The sequence below is a fragment of the Streptomyces sp. NBC_01471 genome (assembly GCF_041438865.1).
Classification (GTDB): domain Bacteria; phylum Actinomycetota; class Actinomycetes; order Streptomycetales; family Streptomycetaceae; genus Streptomyces.
In genome coordinates this window covers 2,103,294-2,119,457 of sequence record NZ_CP109450.1, presented here as the reverse complement: position 1 = coordinate 2,119,457, position 16,164 = coordinate 2,103,294, and the positions used below count along the sequence as shown (strand labels likewise).

The 16,164-nt window shown below is 71.3% G+C and carries 19 protein-coding genes; 13 read left to right on the top strand and 6 right to left on the bottom strand.

Going from position 1 to position 16,164, the window contains the following annotated elements; genetic code table 11:
* Positions 1-32: 32 nt before the first annotated feature.
* Positions 33-503 carry a methylmalonyl-CoA epimerase gene (mce, locus tag OG285_RS09280; RefSeq protein ID WP_356827086.1) on the bottom strand — a complete coding sequence of 157 codons (471 nt, stop codon included), beginning with the start codon at positions 501-503 and terminating at the stop codon, positions 33-35.
* A gap of 134 nt (positions 504-637) precedes the next feature.
* Here mce and OG285_RS09275 point away from each other — a divergent pair, with 134 nt between their 5' ends.
* The 3 genes from OG285_RS09275 (at position 638) to OG285_RS09265 (ending at position 4,472) form a co-directional block, all read left to right on the top strand.
* Positions 638-1,837, top strand: coding sequence for an acetyl-CoA C-acetyltransferase (locus OG285_RS09275; RefSeq protein WP_356827085.1), 1,200 nt, complete (start codon positions 638-640; stop codon positions 1,835-1,837).
* A gap of 179 nt (positions 1,838-2,016) precedes the next feature.
* Entirely contained in the window at positions 2,017-2,988 is a 972-nt protein-coding gene (gene meaB / locus OG285_RS09270; protein ID WP_356827084.1) for a methylmalonyl Co-A mutase-associated GTPase MeaB, read from the top strand.
* A 191-nt stretch (positions 2,989-3,179) separates the two neighbouring features.
* Positions 3,180-4,472: an MFS transporter gene (locus OG285_RS09265; RefSeq protein ID WP_371790714.1), complete on the top strand. Its 1,293-nt coding sequence runs from the start codon at positions 3,180-3,182 to the stop codon at positions 4,470-4,472.
* Here OG285_RS09265 and OG285_RS09260 read toward each other — a convergent pair.
* Positions 4,417-5,058, bottom strand: a complete 642-nt coding sequence (locus OG285_RS09260; protein WP_371790713.1) for a PepSY domain-containing protein — start codon at positions 5,056-5,058, stop codon at positions 4,417-4,419. The two genes, OG285_RS09265 and OG285_RS09260, sit on opposite strands and share 56 nt — an antisense overlap.
* Before the next feature lie 150 nt (positions 5,059-5,208).
* Between OG285_RS09260 and OG285_RS09255 the strand changes: the two genes are divergently transcribed.
* Both OG285_RS09255 and OG285_RS09250 read left to right on the top strand, forming a co-directional pair.
* On the top strand, positions 5,209-5,871 hold the full coding sequence (locus OG285_RS09255) for a response regulator transcription factor (protein ID WP_356827081.1): 663 nt from the start codon (positions 5,209-5,211) through the stop codon (positions 5,869-5,871).
* Complete coding sequence (locus OG285_RS09250) at positions 5,868-7,370, top strand: ATP-binding protein (protein ID WP_371790712.1); 1,503 nt, start codon at positions 5,868-5,870, stop codon at positions 7,368-7,370. The genes OG285_RS09255 and OG285_RS09250 overlap by 4 nt, the downstream gene beginning before the upstream one ends.
* A gap of 46 nt (positions 7,371-7,416) precedes the next feature.
* On the opposite strand, the gene OG285_RS09245 is transcribed toward OG285_RS09250, so the two are convergent.
* From OG285_RS09245 to OG285_RS09230, 4 genes are all read right to left on the bottom strand, one after another.
* Positions 7,417-7,890 carry a MarR family transcriptional regulator gene (locus OG285_RS09245; protein WP_356827079.1) on the bottom strand — a complete coding sequence of 158 codons (474 nt, stop codon included), beginning with the start codon at positions 7,888-7,890 and terminating at the stop codon, positions 7,417-7,419.
* A gap of 164 nt (positions 7,891-8,054) precedes the next feature.
* Complete coding sequence (locus OG285_RS09240; RefSeq protein WP_371790711.1) at positions 8,055-8,831, bottom strand: AIM24 family protein; 777 nt, start codon at positions 8,829-8,831, stop codon at positions 8,055-8,057.
* Complete coding sequence (locus OG285_RS09235; protein WP_371790710.1) at positions 8,828-9,478, bottom strand: AIM24 family protein; 651 nt, start codon at positions 9,476-9,478, stop codon at positions 8,828-8,830. The genes OG285_RS09240 and OG285_RS09235 overlap by 4 nt, the downstream gene beginning before the upstream one ends.
* Positions 9,478-10,086, bottom strand: coding sequence for an AIM24 family protein (locus tag OG285_RS09230; protein WP_356827411.1), 609 nt, complete (start codon positions 10,084-10,086; stop codon positions 9,478-9,480). The genes OG285_RS09235 and OG285_RS09230 overlap by 1 nt, the downstream gene beginning before the upstream one ends.
* Before the next feature lie 220 nt (positions 10,087-10,306).
* Here OG285_RS09230 and OG285_RS09225 point away from each other — a divergent pair, with 220 nt between their 5' ends.
* From OG285_RS09225 to OG285_RS09190, 8 genes are all read left to right on the top strand, one after another.
* Positions 10,307-10,654 (top strand): DUF3817 domain-containing protein, encoded by a 348-nt coding sequence (locus tag OG285_RS09225; RefSeq protein WP_328331531.1) that lies wholly within the window; start codon positions 10,307-10,309, stop codon positions 10,652-10,654.
* Positions 10,651-10,944, top strand: a complete 294-nt coding sequence (locus OG285_RS09220; RefSeq protein WP_356827076.1) for an MTH1187 family thiamine-binding protein — start codon at positions 10,651-10,653, stop codon at positions 10,942-10,944. Before OG285_RS09225 ends, OG285_RS09220 begins: the two co-directional genes overlap by 4 nt.
* Positions 10,945-11,037: 93 nt before the next feature.
* Positions 11,038-11,544 (top strand): MarR family transcriptional regulator, encoded by a 507-nt coding sequence (locus OG285_RS09215; protein ID WP_356827075.1) that lies wholly within the window; start codon positions 11,038-11,040, stop codon positions 11,542-11,544.
* A 174-nt stretch (positions 11,545-11,718) separates the two neighbouring features.
* Positions 11,719-12,057 carry a DUF3817 domain-containing protein gene (locus tag OG285_RS09210; protein WP_356827074.1) on the top strand — a complete coding sequence of 113 codons (339 nt, stop codon included), beginning with the start codon at positions 11,719-11,721 and terminating at the stop codon, positions 12,055-12,057.
* Positions 12,058-12,129: 72 nt separating this feature from the next.
* Positions 12,130-13,830: a methylmalonyl-CoA mutase family protein gene (locus OG285_RS09205; protein ID WP_356827073.1), complete on the top strand. Its 1,701-nt coding sequence runs from the start codon at positions 12,130-12,132 to the stop codon at positions 13,828-13,830.
* A 107-nt stretch (positions 13,831-13,937) separates the two neighbouring features.
* The gene (locus OG285_RS09200; RefSeq protein WP_356827072.1) at positions 13,938-14,393 is read left to right on the top strand and encodes a MarR family transcriptional regulator; all 456 of its coding nucleotides are present in this window, start codon (positions 13,938-13,940) and stop codon (positions 14,391-14,393) included.
* Positions 14,390-15,322: an ATP-binding cassette domain-containing protein gene (locus OG285_RS09195; protein ID WP_371790709.1), complete on the top strand. Its 933-nt coding sequence runs from the start codon at positions 14,390-14,392 to the stop codon at positions 15,320-15,322. Before OG285_RS09200 ends, OG285_RS09195 begins: the two co-directional genes overlap by 4 nt.
* On the top strand, positions 15,282-16,139 hold the full coding sequence (locus tag OG285_RS09190) for an ABC transporter permease (protein ID WP_356827070.1): 858 nt from the start codon (positions 15,282-15,284) through the stop codon (positions 16,137-16,139). Before OG285_RS09195 ends, OG285_RS09190 begins: the two co-directional genes overlap by 41 nt.
* Positions 16,140-16,164: the final 25 nt, after the last annotated feature.

The following is a 16,164-nucleotide window of genomic DNA, read 5'->3' as shown; positions in this document are numbered from 1 at the left end:
CAGCCCACTCTACCGGCCCGGGTATCCGGAGGTCAGTGCTCCTTACGAGCCAGTGGGTCCGCTTCTTCCGGTGTTCCGTGCGGGGCGGCCGCCGTGACCAGCTCCGTCAGCACCCCATGGCAGTCCTTGGGGTGCAGGAACGTGATGCGGGATCCCATGGAACCGGTGCGCGGCTCGTCGTACAGCACACGGACGCCCTTGTCCCGAATATCCTGGGATTCGCCGTCCACGTCCGCGGTGCCGAAGGCGATGTGGTGGACGCCCTCACCGTTCTTGGCCAGCCACTTGCCCACCGCGGAGTCCTCGCGGACGGACTCCAGGAGCTGGAGATAGGAGGCGCCGCCGTCGGATGTCTCGTTGATCTTGAGCATGGCCTCCCGGACGCCCTGCTCCTCGTTGACCTCGGTGTGGAACACCTCGAAGCCGTATGTCGCCCGGTAGAACTCGACAGTCCTGTCGAGGTCGAAGCAGGCGATCCCGATGTGGTCGATTCGCGTCAGCATTCCCCCAGTGCAGCGCGCCGACACATGGTTACGCAACGTGCGCGCGATCACATGGGCAGGGCGATGACGAGCGGGGTACCGCTCAGTACATTCAAGTAAACCCTCGTTCACTCTCTTCCAAGGGGCCGCGCCTCATGTCTGGAACGAACAGCAGTACCTCCGTGATCGTCGCCGGAGCCAGGACCCCGATGGGCCGGCTCCTCGGTTCGCTCAAGTCCTTCTCCGGGGCCGACCTCGGAGCCTTCGCGATCAGGGCGGCGATGGAGCGCGCCGGCATCGGCGGTGACCAGGTGCAGTACGTGATCATGGGGCAGGTGCTCCAGGCCGGGGCAGGGCAGATCCCGGCACGCCAGGCCGCCGTCAAGGCGGGCATCCCCATGAACGTCCCCGCGCTGACCATCAACAAGGTCTGCCTCTCCGGGCTGGACGCCATCGCCCTCGCCGACCAGCTCATCCGCGCCGGTGAGTTCGACGTGGTGGTGGCCGGCGGCCAGGAGTCCATGACCAACGCGCCGCATCTGCTGCCGAAGTCCCGTGAGGGCTACAAGTACGGCGCGGTCGAGATGCTCGACTCGATGGCGTACGACGGCCTCACGGACTCCTTCGATTCCATCCCGATGGGCGAGTCCACCGAGAAGCACAACACCCGGCTCGGCATCGACCGCGCCCCGCAGGACGCCTTCGCGGCCACCTCCCACCAGCGGGCCGCCGCCGCGCAGAAGAACGGGCTGTTCGAGGCCGAGATCACGCCGGTCGAGATCCCGCAGCGCAAGGGCGACCCGGTGCTCTTCTCGCAGGACGAGGGGATCAGGGCCGAGACGACGGCGGAGTCCCTCGGCAAGCTGCGCCCGGCGTTCACCAAGGACGGCACGATCACCGCGGGCACCTCGTCGCAGATCTCCGACGGTGCGGCCGCCGTCGTGGTGATGAGCAAGGCCAAGGCGGAGGAGCTCGGCCTCGACTGGATCGCCGAGATCGGTGCGCACGGCAACGTGGCGGGCCCCGACAACTCCCTCCAGTCCCAGCCGTCGAACGCCATCCGGCACGCGCTGGGCAAGGAGGGCATCGGCGTCGACGACCTCGACCTCATCGAGATCAACGAGGCGTTCGCGGCCGTCGCCGTCCAGTCAATGAAGGACCTCGGCGTCTCGCCGGAAAAGGTGAACGTGAACGGCGGCGCCATCGCGCTCGGCCACCCCATCGGGATGTCCGGCGCCCGGGTGGTCCTGCACCTCGCGCTGGAGCTGAAGCGGCGCGGCGGCGGGGTCGGCGCCGCGGCCCTGTGCGGCGGGGGCGGGCAGGGCGACGCCCTGATCGTGCGCGTACCCAAGTAGGAGCGGTCCGGGGCGGCGGACACCCGGACACGGACGCCCGGAGCACGGCGGACGCCCGGAGTGCGGCGGGCCCCGGACACGGCGGACGCCCGGAGTGCGGCGGGCCCCGGACACGGCGGACGCCCGGAGTACGCGGGCCCCGGTACGGAATCGGACTGAGCGGAGCTGTGAACGTGGACATGGACGTCCCCACCCTGGTCGAACAGGCCCGTGAGGGCAGGCCGAGGGCCGTCGCCCGGCTGATCTCGCTGGTGGAGGGTGCGTCCCCGCAACTGCGCGAGGTGATGGCGCGGCTGGCCCCGCTGACGGGCGGTGCGTACGTCGTCGGGCTGACGGGTTCGCCCGGTGTCGGCAAGTCGACTTCCACCTCGGCGCTGGTCTCGGCGTACCGGCGGGCCGGCAAGCGGGTCGGTGTGCTCGCGGTCGACCCCTCGTCGCCGTTCTCCGGGGGCGCGCTGCTCGGCGACCGGGTCCGGATGTCCGAGCACGCGTCCGACCCGGGCGTCTACATCCGCTCGATGGCGACCCGGGGCCATCTGGGCGGCCTGGCCTGGGCCGCCCCGCAGGCGATCCGGGTGCTGGACGCCGCCGGGTGCGACGTGGTGCTGGTGGAGACGGTCGGCGTCGGCCAGTCCGAGGTGGAGATCGCCGCGCAGGCCGACACGTCGGTGGTGCTGCTGGCGCCCGGCATGGGTGACGGGATCCAGGCCGCCAAGGCCGGAATCCTGGAGATCGGCGACGTGTACGTCGTCAACAAGGCCGACCGGGACGGCGCCGACGCGACCGCGCGCGAGCTCAACCACATGCTGGGCCTGGGCGAGGCGCGCGGCCCCGGGGACTGGCGCCCGCCGATCGTGAAGACCGTGGCGGCGCGCGGCGAGGGCGTCGACGAGGTCGTCGAGGCGCTGGAGAAGCACCGGGCCTGGATGGAGGAGCACGGCGTCCTGGCCGAGCGCCGCAAGGCACGCGCGGCGCACGAGGTCGAGACGATCGCGGTCACGGCCCTGCGCGAACGGATCGGCGACCTGCGCGGGGACCGCCGCCTCGACGCCCTGGCCGAACGGATCGTCACGGGCGGCCTGGACCCGTACGCGGCGGCGGACACCCTGGTGGAGGCCGTGACGGCCGGGGCTGCGGAGTCCTCGGGCTGAGACCGGCCGGCAGGACCCGGAGCGGCGGCGCCTCCAGGGCACTCGGGCGACGGCGGGAAGCCCGGGCCGGGGGGCGGATACGGCTCCCGGGGCGCCGGTGCCGCTGCTACCGTGACCGCATGTTCCTCTCCCGTGCGTAGGACCCGGCCGACCACCCGGTGTCCTGTCCGTGCCGCTTCCGAGGAACCCCCATGCCGTCCTACGCCGCTGTCCTGCGGCTCCCGTACGCCCGCCGCACCTTCGGTGCCGCCCTCATCGGCCGTCTCTCCTACGGGACGGTCTCCCTCTCCCTCGTACTCGCCGTCAGGGACGCCTCGGCCTCCTTCGCCCTCGCGGGTACCGCCATGGCGCTCTTCGGGGCGACCAGTGTCTGCCTCTCGCCCGCCAGGGCCGCCCTCGTCGACCGCCACGGCCCCCGCCGGTCGCTCGTCCCGATGGCGGGCTGCTACGCGGTGCTGCTCCTGGCCCTCGCCGCCGCCACCCTGCACCCGGGCGCACCCCCGCCGCTGATCCTGGCCCTGGCCGCGGCCGCCGGTGCGGGGACGCCACCACTCGGGCCGACCATGCGGACCCTGTGGCGCCGGCTCGCCCCCGGCCGGGAACTGCTGCAGCGTGCGTACAGCCTGGACGGGGTTGCCGAGGAACTGCTCTACGTCGCCGGGCCGTTGCTCGTCGGCGCCCTGGTGACCTGCGCCTCACCCTCGGCGGGGGTCGCCGTCAGCGCCGTCCTGGTGCTGGCGGGGACCCTGGCCCTGGTGGCGTCGCCGGTCGCGGACGGTCCGCACCGCGAGAACACCGCCGACTCACCGCCCGACGGCTCACCGCCCGCCGACGCTCTGCCCCCGGACTCGGCCCCCGGCGGCATCGGGCCCGCGGGCGTGCGGCCCTGGCAGCCCGCCGTGGTGGCCGCGGGGGTGGGGCTGGCACTGGGCGGGCTCGATCTGCTGGTCGTCGCCGACGCCGGGCGGCACGGTCGACCCGCCGCTGTCGCCTGGGTGCTGGCCGCGCTCTCCGTCGGCAGTGTGGTCGGCGGACTGGTCAACGGGGCGGTCAGCTGGCGCGCCCCCGCCCGGCTGCGGCTCGCGCTGCTCGCCGCGGGCCTCGGGCTCACCCTGGCCGGCGCCGGGCTCGCGCCGGACCTCCGGGTGCTGGGCGCTGCCGCCGTCCTGGCGGGTCTTTTCGTGGCGCCCGCGCTGACGACCGCGTATCTGATCGCCGACGAGTGCGCGGCCCCGGACGCCCGCACCCGGGCCGGTGCCTGGGTCAACACCGCGGTGAACGCCGGGTCGACGGGGGGTACGGCCGCGGTCGGCGTCCTGATCGGCCGCGTTCCGCTCGCTCTCTGCTTCGCGCTGGCGGCGGCTCCCGCCCTGTTCTCCGCGGGTTCCGTCCTGCCGGCCGGGTTCCGGACCAGATGTCGTCCCGGTGTCAGTCGTCGTCCCCGTCGTCGTCGTGCTGGTGCCGGTCCAGGTGCTGGGACGTGACCTTGCCGGTGTTCAGGTCGATGTAGACCCCGTGCCGGGAGCCGTTGTGCGCCGTCACCTCGGCTTCCCAGCGGCCGTTGTCGAGCTCGACCGAGGTGACCGTGCCCGGTACGGCTCCGAGGGCCGCCGCTGCGGCGTGGACCGCGGTGACCGGGGCGCCCTTGCGGTCGTCCTGGTCGCCGCCGTCCGGGCGCGACGCGATGACCTCGGCCGTCCTGCGGTCCAGGTGGATCTCGTGCCAGACGCGGTCCTTGCCGTAGAGGTCCACCTCCCAGCGGCCGTGGTCCAGTTCGGCGGAGGTGACCGTACCGGGTTCGGACGCCTGGGCGGAGCGGACCACCCGGTCGACCGTGGCCACGCCGCTGGAGCCGGAGCCGGAGCCGGAGCCGGAGCCGGAAGCCGCACCGGATGTGGTGCTCGCGGCCGGTGCGTCCGCCCCGGCCGGGGCGGAGGCCTTCGTGGGGGCGGCAATCGGGGAGGAGCCCGGACCGGGGCCGCCGCCGTCGGCGAGGGCGACCCCGGTGGCCGTGCCGCCCGCCGCCAGGGCCCCGGCGGCGATGCATGCGATGACGTAGTTGCGCTTCATGAGTTCCTCCGTGTGGCGAGTGCCGTGACCGGCCCGGCCGTCCCGGCCGTGCCGGTTGCTTCGGACGGATCCCAATCTGCCGGGGACCTGCTGAACGCAGCCTGAAGCCCCCTGAAGATCCCTTCAGCTTCCATTTGGGAGGCTGTCCCCATGCGCCTGTTGATCGTGGAGGACGAGAAGCGGCTCGCGGTGTCCCTCGCCCGCGGACTCACCGCCGAGGGATACGCCGTGGACGTCGCGCACGACGGGCTCGAAGGGCTGCACCTGGCCAGTGAGGGCCCGTACGACCTGGTCGTGCTCGACATCATGCTGCCCGGGATGAACGGCTACCGGGTCTGTGCGGCCCTCAGGGCGGCGGGCCACAACGTCCCCATCCTGATGCTGACCGCCAAGGACGGCGAGTACGACGAGGCCGAGGGGCTGGACACCGGGGCCGACGACTACCTCACCAAGCCGTTCTCCTATGTGGTCCTCGTCGCCAGGATCAGGGCGCTGCTCCGCCGGCACGCCGCCGGCCGGCCCTCGCCCGTGCTCACCGCGGGGAGCCTGACGGTCGACACCGCCACCCGCCGTGTGCACCGCGCGGGCGCCGAAGTCACCCTGACGGCGAAGGAGTTCGCGGTCCTTGAGCAACTCGTCGTACGCCGGGGCGAGGTGGTCGGCAAGCCGGAGATCCTGGAGCACGTCTGGGACTTCGCCTACGAGGGTGACCCGAACATCGTCGAGGTGTACGTGAGCGCCCTGCGGCGCAAACTGGGCGCCGACCTCATCCAGACCGTGCGCGGCGCGGGCTACCGGCTGGTCGCCGGGTGAGGCGCCTCTTCGGCTCCGTACGCGCCAAGGCGGCGCTGGGCGCGACGGCCGTCGTCGCTGTCGCGCTGGTCGCCACGGGGATCGCCGTCCTGCTCGTCCTGCGGTCGAACCTCACCGGCCAGACCGACCTGCGCGCCGAGATCGCCGCCCAGAACGTGGCCTCGCAGGTCGCCCTGGACGTCCCGTACGACAAGCTGCACCTGCCCGACTCCGACGAGAACCCCGTGCAGGTGGTCACCGAGCACGGCCGGCTGCGCGCCGCCAGCGACGACCTGGACGCGGTGACGGGGACGGCGACCACCGCGGTGCGTCCGGCGTCGTCCACGCCGGACCACGACCACGGTGACGACCACGGTGACGACCACGGCGACGACGACCACGACAACGACCACAACGACACCGGCCACAGCGACAACGACGATCCGCCGCGCGGCGAGGTCTCGCACGACCACGCCCACTTCAGCTCCGGGACGGCGACCGTCGACGGCGACACCGCCGACTACCGGTTCGCCGCCGTCGAGGTGACCAACGGCGACGACGACACCCTGATCGTCTACGTGGGCGCCCCCCTCACCACCGAGCAGAGCGCCGTGAGCACGGTCCGCAGTGCGATGCTCATCGGGCTGCCGGTCCTGCTGCTGGTCGTCGCGGGTGTCACCTGGCTGGTCACCCGGCGCGCCCTGCGCCCCGTCGAGGGGATCCGGCGGGAGATGGCGGCGATCACCGCGTCCCAGGACCTGGCCCGGCGCGTCCCGGAGCCCGGGTCGCACGACGAGGTCGCCCGGCTGGCCCGTACGACCAACGAGACCCTCACGGCCCTGGAGAAATCCGTCGACCGGCAGCGGCGCTTCGTCGCGGACGCCTCGCACGAACTGCGCAGCCCCATCGCGAGTCTGCGCACCCAGCTGGAGGTCGGCGCCGCGCACCCGGAGCTGCTGGACGTCGACGGCGCGGTCGCGGACACCGTACGGCTTCAGCAACTGGCCGCCGACCTGCTGCTGCTCGCCCGGCTGGACGCGGGGGAGCGGCCCGGTGCGGCGCGGATCGACCTGGGGGAGCTGGTGCGCGAGGAGGTGTCCCGGCGGCACGCGGGCCGGGTGCCGGTGACGGTCCAGGCCGTCGGCGGGCTCGAAGTGGACGGCTCGCGCGGTCAGTTGGCGCGGGTGATCGGCAATCTTCTGGACAACGCCCAGCGGCATGCCCGCTCGGGAGTCGAGGTGTCCGTACGGGAGCGGAACGGCCGGCTCGTCGCGGAGGTCGCCGACGACGGCCCCGGAGTGCCTCCCGGGCAGCGTGAGCGGATCTTCGAGCGGTTCGTACGGCTCGACGACGCGCGGACCCGTGACGAGGGCGGCGCCGGTCTCGGTCTGGCCATCGCCCGCGACGTGGCGCACCGGCACGGCGGGACGCTCACCGTCGGCGACGGCTCCGTCTTCGCACTCGACCTGCCCGCCCCGCGGAGTCAGGACAGTCCGCAGGCCCGGTCCGCTCCGGCCTGATCCGGCGTGATCCGGCGTGATCCGGCGTGGTCCGGCCCGGCGGACCCTAGCCCTTGCGCAGCCCCCGCAGCTGCTCGGTGACCGGTGTCAGTGACTCCCGCAGTCCGGCCAGCGCCTCGGGTGTCAGCATGTCGATGAAGTGCCTGCGCACCGAGGCCACATGGTGCGGTGCGACCTTCTGCATGGTCTCGCCGCCGAGGTCGGTGAGGACCGCGAACAGGCCGCGCCGGTCCGACTCGCAGTTCTCCCTGCGGACCAGCTCGGCCTTCTCCATCCGGGTGATCTGGTGCGAGAGGCGGCTCTTCGACTGGAGGGTGGCGGCGGCGAGATCACTCATCCGCATCCGCCGGTCGTCGGCCTCGGAGAGATTGACCAGGATCTCGTAGTCGTTCATCGTCAGGCCGAACGGCTGGAGGTCCTTCTCCATCTGGTACGTCAGCAGTCTGTTCGCGTCCAGGTAGGTGCGCCAGGCGCACTGCTCCGCGTCGTTCAGCCAGCGGGGGGCCGTCTCGGTCTCCATGATGAGAATTCTACCTAAGAAGTTGAATATTGGACAATTATGGGGTGTCTCGCCTCCCGGTGCGCGCCGTGCTGCGCCACCGCGATCCCGATCGCGGCGGCGATCCGATCCGGTGTGTATGCCGGGGGTTCAGATGTTCGACGTTACACTCCGCAGGCTATCGCTCACAGCCCGAAGCGGCGCTGAAGATCCCCGACCTGGCCGGGAAAGCGCGATCCTGGGCCGTTTTGGCCGGAACGGGGCCCCTGTCCACCGGGAATGCCCGGTTCGTCCGGCACGGAACCGGTCGGCTTCTCGGGCAGCAGTGCCTCGGTCGACTGGAGCAGCACCGTCCCCGCGCCAACGAACTCGAACTGGTGCTCCTCGCCCGACATGCCCCCGATCCCGGTGAACGACCGGATCCCGCCCAGCACCCCCGTCATATAGGCGTGGTCGTAGTGGTGACACGGCGAAGGGCAGTCCGCCCAGCCCACCAGCGCCTGCGGGTCGACCCGGATCGGGGGCTCCATGAAGACGACCGGGCCGTTCGACGCGGCCACGAACTTCCCCGTACCGATCAGGGTCAGAAAGCCCGGCACGATCGACTGCTTCAGGGACAGCGAGGGCTCGAACGCCAGCAGGTTCCCGGAGCGGATCGTGAGATTGCCGTCGTCCAGGTCGAACGAGTTCACATCGAAGGCCCGGTCGGCGAGCAGCATCTTGCCCGAGCCCTCCGCCACCACCCAGTCCGCGGCGTGCAGCGGGGAGTGGAAGCTGCTGCGCAGCAGATGGTCGAAGCGGCCGTTGCCGAAGCCGCTGTAGTCGATCCGTCCGTAGTAGGCGATCATCTTGCCCTTCTGCAGGAACCACTGGCTGCCGCTGAGTTCCACACAGAAGGTGTACTTGTTGACGTTGTCGTTGGCCGGCAGCGTCATCGGGTCATGGACCACCGGTCCCGTCACAGCTTCTCCTCCGATGCCTGCACATAGACCGCGCCGCTGCCGGACAGTTCGAGCTGGAACCCCTCGCCCGAGCCGCGCCCCACCATCTCCCGCCAGCCGAGCGCCGCCGACAGCTTGTTCCGTACGTCCCCGTGGTGGGCTACGTACGCCTGCGGGTCGACGTGCACCGGTCCCTGCGGGGTGATCGGCAGTTCCACGACCCCGCCGTGCGCCATCACCGCCACCGAGCCGTGGCCCTTGAGCGTCGTGGTGAACAGCCCCTGCCCGGTGACCTGGCCGCGCACCATCCCCATGACCCCGCCCTGCGAACCCATGAACATCGTGCCCTGCTGGAGCGAGCCGTCGAACGCCAGCAGCCGGTCCGCCTCCACGTACAGGGTGTCGCCGGCCAGCGAGATCACCTGGATGTGGTGGCCGCCGTGCCCGAACATCACCGTGCCCCGGCCCTCCACCGTCATCAGCGGCGTCGCCTCGTTGGCCACCCGCCGCCCGAGCATGGACATCACACCGCCCTGACCGCCCTTGATGTTCGGGGTGAAGGTCACCTCGCCCCGGTACGCGAGCATCGCCCCCCGCTGGCTGTAGAGCTTCTGGCCGGGCGCCACCGTGGCCTCGACCATCTTCGAGTTGATCTCGGTGAACGGCATCAGACATCACCCCCGATCGTGCTGCGCTCGCTGGGCTGCACATAGACGAGACCCTCGCCCTCGAACCGGATCTGGAAGGACTCGCCGGACCCCTCGCCCATGAAGGTCCGGAAGCTGACCCCGGTCTGGAAGTGCTGCTGGAGGCTGCCGGTGTGCGCGATGTACGCACCCGGGTCGACCATGAGCGGGTACTGCGGGCTGACCCGCAGGACGACCGCGGGCCCGTCCGACATCACCGCGGCCTGCCCGGTCCCCTCGACGGTGGTGGTGAACAGGCCGTTGCCCTGGGACGCGCCCCGCAGCCCGGTGAAGGTCGTGCCGGTGCGCAGCCCCGCGTCCGTGCAGAGCAGGTTGCTCGCCTCCACGTGGAGCTTCTCGCCGTGCAGGGTGACGAGATTGATCTCGGTGGCGCGGTCGGCGAAGTAGCAGGTGCCCTTGCCGCGTACCTCCATCACGCTCATCTGCTCGCCGGTGAGGCGCCGGGTCACCATCCCGCGGAGCCCCTCACCGCCGCCGGACATCTTCTTGAAGGTCATCTGGCCGTCGTAGGCGACCATCGAGCCGTTCTTCGCTTTGACGGCGTCGCCTGTCATGTCGACGGCGAGCATCTTGCTGCCTTGGAGTCGGAACTGAGCCACGGTCCGAAGGTAACGGGCCGGAGGCGGTACGCACAGGGTCCCCGGCGCGTAGACGCACCCTGAAAGAGCCCTGATATGCGGGGCTGCCACAATGGTTCCGAGTTTGTGCGCACTTTCACAAGATCACGCGTCCGTGTGATCGACGGCGCGCACGATCCCCTCCCGCCGCCCGCTGCCGAAGGTTTCCTCCGTGGACATCAAGACCGCTTCCGCCATTCGCCGCCTCCGCCTGGTCTCCGCCCCCGAGGCGGTCTCCTTCCTGCTGCTGCTCGTCTGCTCGGTCCTCAAGCGGACCACTGACTTCAACGCGGTACCGGTCATGGGCATGGTGCACGGCGTCCTCTTCGTGCTGTACGTGATCTTCTGGGCGGACGCCTGGAACCGCACCAAGTGGTCCGCCGGGACCGGCATCCTCTACTTCGTGCTCTCGGTGCTGCCCACCGGCGGCTTCTTCGCCGAGCGCAAGCTGCGCCGCGAGGCGGAGAACGCGGTCATCGCCTCCCGCGCGCGCCGCGAGGGCGTGGTGGAGACGTCATGATCGTCGCCTTCTCGGTCTCCCCGCTGGGTGTCGGTGAGGACGTCGGCGAGTACGTCGCCGACGCGGTCCGCGTCGTACGCGAGTCGGGCCTGCCGAACCGTACGGACGCCATGTTCACCTCGGTCGAGGGCGAGTGGGACGAGGTGATGGACGTCGTCAAGCGCGCCGTCCAGGCCGTCGAGGCGCGTGCGCCGCGGGTCTCGCTGGTACTCAAGGCGGACATCAGGCCGGGGGTCACCGACGGTCTGACCTCCAAGGTCGACACGGTCGAGCGGCACCTGGCGCCGTAGGGCCGGCCGCCGCGCACCTGCCGCCCTTCGGTCCGCGGACCGAAGGGCGAGACGGGGCTGACCGTCATATGACCGGCCGGTAGGGTCGGTGCCGTGCCGAAGCCGCTCAGCCTTCCCTTCGATCCCATCGCGCGCGCCGACGAACTCTGGCAGCAGCGCTGGGGCCCCGTTCCCTCGATGGCCGCCATCACCTCGATCATGCGCGCGCACCAGATCCTGCTCGCGGAGGTCGACGCGGTCGTCAAGCCGTACGGGCTGACTTTCGCGCGCTACGAGGCGCTGGTGCTGCTCACCTTCTCCAAGGCGGGCGAGCTGCCGATGTCCAAGATCGGCGAGCGGCTGATGGTGCACCCCACATCGGTGACGAACACCGTCGACCGGCTGGTGAAGTCGGGCCTCGTCGACAAACGCCCCAACCCGAACGACGGGCGCGGCACGCTGGCCTCCATCACCGACAAGGGCCGCGAGGTCGTCGAGGCGGCCAGCGCGGATCTGATGCAGATGGAGTTCGGTCTTTCCGCGTACGACGCGGAGGAGTGCGGCGAGATCTTCGCGATGCTCCGGCCGCTGCGGGTGGCGGCGGACGACTTCGAGGAGTAGCGGCTACCGGGGAGGCCCGGGGGTGCGGGGCGCGCGCCCCTGCGGGCCGTGCGGGGCCCGGGGCGCTCTGCCGGGGGCATGGGCGGGTCCTCCGCCGGGGGCATGGGCGGGTGCTCCGCCCGGAGTGGCAACCCCGCCGAAGATCGCCCATAGTGCCCGGATACGCTCGACTCCATGAAACGAAGCGTGCTGACCCGCTACCGCGTGATGGCCTACGTCACCGGTGTGCTGCTGGTCCTGCTGACCCTCGGCGTCATCGCCAAGTACCTGCTGGACATCAACGGGGCGACCGGTTTCGTCAGTGTGGTCGGCATCGCGCACGGCTGGCTGTACGTGGTCTACCTGATCTTCGCGTTCGACCTCGGCTCCAAGGCGAAGTGGCCGGTGGCCAAGCAGATCTGGGTGCTGCTGGCCGGTACGGTCCCGACCGCGGCCTTCTTCGTCGAGCGGAAGATCTCCCGCGAGCTGGAGCCCCGGATCAGCCAGCCGGCTCCGGTCACCGCGAAGGCGTAACACCGCCGCCCGCACGATGTGCGGGCGGTCTGCCATCGACATTTACTAGGACGTCCTAGTAAATTCGTGGGTATGGACGCTCACGCCATTGAAGAGGGCCGCCGTCGCTGGCAGGCCAGGTACGACAAGGCCCGCAAGCGGGACGCCGATTTCTCCACCCTGTCCGGCGACCCGGTGGACCCGGTGTACGGGCCCCGGCCCGGCGACACCTATGAGGGATTCGAGCGGATCGGCTGGCCCGGCGAGTATCCGTACACCCGGGGCCTGCACCCCACCGGCTACCGCGGGCGCACCTGGACGATCAGGCAGTTCGCCGGGTTCGGCAACGCCCGCCAGACGAACGAGCGCTACAAGACGATCCTCGCCAACGGCGGCGGCGGGCTCTCGGTCGCCTTCGACATGCCGACGCTGATGGGCCGCGACTCCGACGAGCCGAAGGCGCTCGGCGAGGTCGGCCACTGCGGGGTCGCCATCGACTCGGCCGCCGACATGGAGGTCCTCTTCCAGGACATCCCGCTCGGCGATGTCACGACATCGATGACGATCAGCGGCCCGGCCGTCCCGGTCTTCTGCATGTACCTGGTCGCCGCCGAGCGCCAGGGCATCGACCCGGCGGTGCTCAACGGCACGCTCCAGACGGACATCTTCAAGGAGTACATCGCGCAGAAGGAGTGGCTCTTCCAGCCCGAGCCGCACCTGCGCCTGATCGGCGACCTGATGGAGCACTGCGCCGCCTCCATCCCCGCGTACAAGCCGCTCTCGGTGTCCGGCTACCACATCCGCGAGGCGGGTGCGACGGCCGCGCAGGAGCTGGCGTACACCCTCGCGGACGGCTTCGGCTACGTGGAGCTGGGCCTCTCGCGCGGGATGGACGTGGATGTCTTCGCGCCGGGGCTGAGCTTCTTCTTCGACGCGCACGTCGACTTCTTCGAGGAGATCGCCAAGTTCCGCGCGGCGCGCCGGATCTGGGCGCGCTGGATGAAGGACGTCTACGGGGCGCGGAGCGACAAGGCGCAGTGGCTCCGCTTCCACACCCAGACGGCCGGGGTCTCGCTGACCGCGCAGCAGCCGTACAACAACGTCGTACGGACCGCTGTCGAGGCGCTCGCCGCGGTCCTCGGCGGTACCAACTCCCTGCACACCAACGCCCTGGACGAGACGCTCGCACTCCCGAGCGAGCAGGCCGCGGAGATCGCCCTGCGGACGCAGCAGGTGCTGATGGAGGAGACGGGCGTCGCCAACGTGGCGGACCCGCTGGGCGGCTCCTGGTACATCGAGCAGCTCACGGACCGCATCGAGGCCGACGCGGAGAAGATCTTCGACCAGATCAAGGAGCGCGGCCTGCGGGCGCATCCCGACGGGCGGCACCCGATCGGCCCGGTCACCTCGGGCATCCTGCGCGGCATCGAGGACGGCTGGTTCACCGGCGAGATCGCCGAGTCGGCCTTCCAGTACCAGCGGTCGGTGGAGAAGGGCGACAAGCGCGTCGTCGGCGTCAACTGCCTGCACGGCTCGGTCACCGGCGACCTGGAGATCCTCCGGGTCAGCCACGAGGTGGAGCGCGACCAGGTCCAGGAGCTGGTGGCCCGCAAGGCGGCCAGGGACGACGCCCGCGTACGGACCGCCCTGGACGCGATGCTCGCGGCCGCCCGGGACGGCTCGAACATGATCGAGCCGATGCTGGCCGCCGTCCGGGTGGAGGCGACACTCGGCGAGATCTGCGGGGTGCTGCGGGACGAGTGGGGCGTCTACACGGAGCCGCCCGGCTTCTGACCGGGGCGCGGTGCGGGGCCGGGGGCGACGACCGGCCCCGGGCACCCGGTTCTCCGTGCCGGGACGCGCACTGGTGGTTACCTCTGACGCAGAGCTAAAATGGGCGCGTGGCCACGGACGAGTTTCCCGACTCGCTCGCCGATGTGCTGGCCGGTGTGCACCGGCTGGTTCGGCGGCGGCTGCGGCGCGGGCTCACCTCGCCGCCCCTGCGCGGGGCGCAGGCCGAGCTGCTCAGGCTCGTCGGCGGGCGCCCGGGGATCCGGGTCTCGGACGCCGCCAAGGAGCTCTACGTGGCGGGCAATTCGGTCTCCACGCTGGTCAATCAGCTCACCCGGGCCGGATATCTGATCCGCGAGAGCGACCCCGGCGACCGCCGTGCGGTGCGGCTCACGCTCACCCCGGCGGCCCATGAGCGGCTGCGCGACTGGCAGACGCGGCGCGGTGAGCTGGTCCGGGACCAGGTGGCCCGGCTGTCCGGCGAGGACCGGGCGGCCCTGGCGGCGGCGCTCCCCGCGCTGCGCCGGCTCGCCGGAAACCTGCACGAGGAAGTGGAGGGCCCATGAGTGCCACCCGGAGCAGCGGCGACAGCGGCGCGGGGGAGACCGACGGCGGCGCCGCCGTCGCGTGCAGCGGTCTGGAGTACGCCTTCGGTGAGACCAGGGCCGTCGACGGCGTGGACCTCTCGGTCCACGCGGGCGAGGTCTTCGGTCTGCTCGGGCCGAACGGCGCCGGCAAGACCACCGTCATCCGCTGCATCACCACCCTGCTGCCGGTCCCCGTCGGCCGGGTGCGGGTCTTCGGGCACGACACGGCGAAGGAGCGGATGGCGGTGCGGCGCCTGCTCGGCTACGTACCGCAGCAGCTCTCCGCCGACGCCGGGCTGACCGCACGGGAGAACGTGGCACTGTTCGCGCGGGTCTTCGACGTCTCCCGGCGCGAACGGGCCGAGCGGGTCGGCCAGGCGTTGGCGGCCGTCGGCCTCGAAGAGACCGCCGACCGGCTCGCCAAGACCTACTCGGGCGGCATGATCCGCCGCCTCGAACTCGCCCAGGCCCTGGTCAGCGCCCCCCGGCTGCTCATTCTCGACGAGCCGACCATCGGCCTCGACCCGATCGCCCGGACCAGCGTCTGGGAGCACATCGACGCCGTACGCGAAGCCACCGGGATGACCGTGCTGGTGACCACGCACTACATGGACGAGGCCGAGCAGTACTGCGACCGGCTCGCGCTCATGCACCGGGGCCGGGTACGGGCGCTCGGCACCCCCGGAGAGCTCAGAGCCGACCTCCGGGAGCGCCGCCGCGCGCAGGCTCCGCCCGCCGCGGCCACCTCCACGGACGGCACTCCTACCGCCCACGGCAAGGACACCGGGGACACCGAGCCCACGCTGGAGGACGTCTTCCGGGACGTCGCGGGCAGCGGTCTCGACGAGCAGGGAGGTGAGTTCCGCGATGTCCGTTCCACCCGCCGCACCGCCACCCGCGTCGGCTGAGGCCACCCGGGCCGGGCTCGGGCTGCTGCTGGTCCCGCCGAAGCCGCGCACCGGCCCGCGGATGGTGCCGGCCAGGGTCGCGGCCATGTGCCTGGTCGAGCTGCAGAAGCTGCGCCACGACCGCACCGAGCTGTACACCAGGGCCGTCCAGCCGGCGCTGTGGCTGCTGATCTTCGGTGAGACCTTCACCCGGATCAGGGCCATCCCGACCGGCGGCATCCCGTACATCGACTACCTCGCGCCCGGCATCATCGCCCAGTCCGCGATGTTCATCGCGATCTTCTACGGCATCCAGATCATCTGGGAGCGGGATGCCGGGATCCTCACCAAACTGCTGGTCACACCTACCCCCAGAGCCGCCCTGATCACCGGCAAGGCGTTCGCCGCCGGGGTGAAGGCGCTGATCCAGGCGGTCGTGGTGATCGTCATCGCCGCGCTGCTCGGTGTCGCTCTGACCTGGAACCCGCTGCGGCTGCTCGGTGTGGCCGTGATCGTGATCCTGGGCTCCGCGTTCTTCTCCTGTCTGTCCATGACCATCGCCGGGATCGTGCTGACCCGCGACCGGCTGATGGGGATCGGACAGGCCATCACCATGCCGCTGTTCTTCGGCTCCAACGCCCTGTACCCGGTCGCGATCATGCCCGGCTGGCTCCAGGCGATCAGCAAGGCCAATCCGCTGAGCTACCAGGTCGACGCGTTGCGCGGGCTGTTGCTCGGCACCCCTGCCCATCTGGGCCTGGACTACGCGGTGCTGCTGGTGGCCGCTGCGCTGGGCGTGCTCGCCGCGTCGTCACTGCTCGGCCGCCTCGCCCGGTGACGTCCCCTGCTGCTGGCCGGCTTGC

Coding starts and splice junctions, on each gene's coding strand:
- mce (WP_356827086.1), bottom strand. CDS start 503: ATGCTGACGCGAATCGACCACATCGGGATCGCCTGCTTCGACCTCGAC.
- OG285_RS09275 (WP_356827085.1), top strand. CDS start 638: ATGTCTGGAACGAACAGCAGTACCTCCGTGATCGTCGCCGGAGCCAGG.
- meaB (WP_356827084.1), top strand. CDS start 2,017: ATGGACGTCCCCACCCTGGTCGAACAGGCCCGTGAGGGCAGGCCGAGG.
- OG285_RS09265 (WP_371790714.1), top strand. CDS start 3,180: ATGCCGTCCTACGCCGCTGTCCTGCGGCTCCCGTACGCCCGCCGCACC.
- OG285_RS09260 (WP_371790713.1), bottom strand. CDS start 5,058: ATGAAGCGCAACTACGTCATCGCATGCATCGCCGCCGGGGCCCTGGCG.
- OG285_RS09255 (WP_356827081.1), top strand. CDS start 5,209: ATGCGCCTGTTGATCGTGGAGGACGAGAAGCGGCTCGCGGTGTCCCTC.
- OG285_RS09245 (WP_356827079.1), bottom strand. CDS start 7,890: ATGGAGACCGAGACGGCCCCCCGCTGGCTGAACGACGCGGAGCAGTGC.
- OG285_RS09235 (WP_371790710.1), bottom strand. CDS start 9,478: ATGCCGTTCACCGAGATCAACTCGAAGATGGTCGAGGCCACGGTGGCG.
- OG285_RS09230 (WP_356827411.1), bottom strand. CDS start 10,086: ATGCTCGCCGTCGACATGACAGGCGACGCCGTCAAAGCGAAGAACGGC.
- OG285_RS09220 (WP_356827076.1), top strand. CDS start 10,651: ATGATCGTCGCCTTCTCGGTCTCCCCGCTGGGTGTCGGTGAGGACGTC.
- OG285_RS09210 (WP_356827074.1), top strand. CDS start 11,719: ATGAAACGAAGCGTGCTGACCCGCTACCGCGTGATGGCCTACGTCACC.
- OG285_RS09205 (WP_356827073.1), top strand. CDS start 12,130: ATGGACGCTCACGCCATTGAAGAGGGCCGCCGTCGCTGGCAGGCCAGG.
- OG285_RS09195 (WP_371790709.1), top strand. CDS start 14,390: ATGAGTGCCACCCGGAGCAGCGGCGACAGCGGCGCGGGGGAGACCGAC.
- OG285_RS09190 (WP_356827070.1), top strand. CDS start 15,282: ATGTCCGTTCCACCCGCCGCACCGCCACCCGCGTCGGCTGAGGCCACC.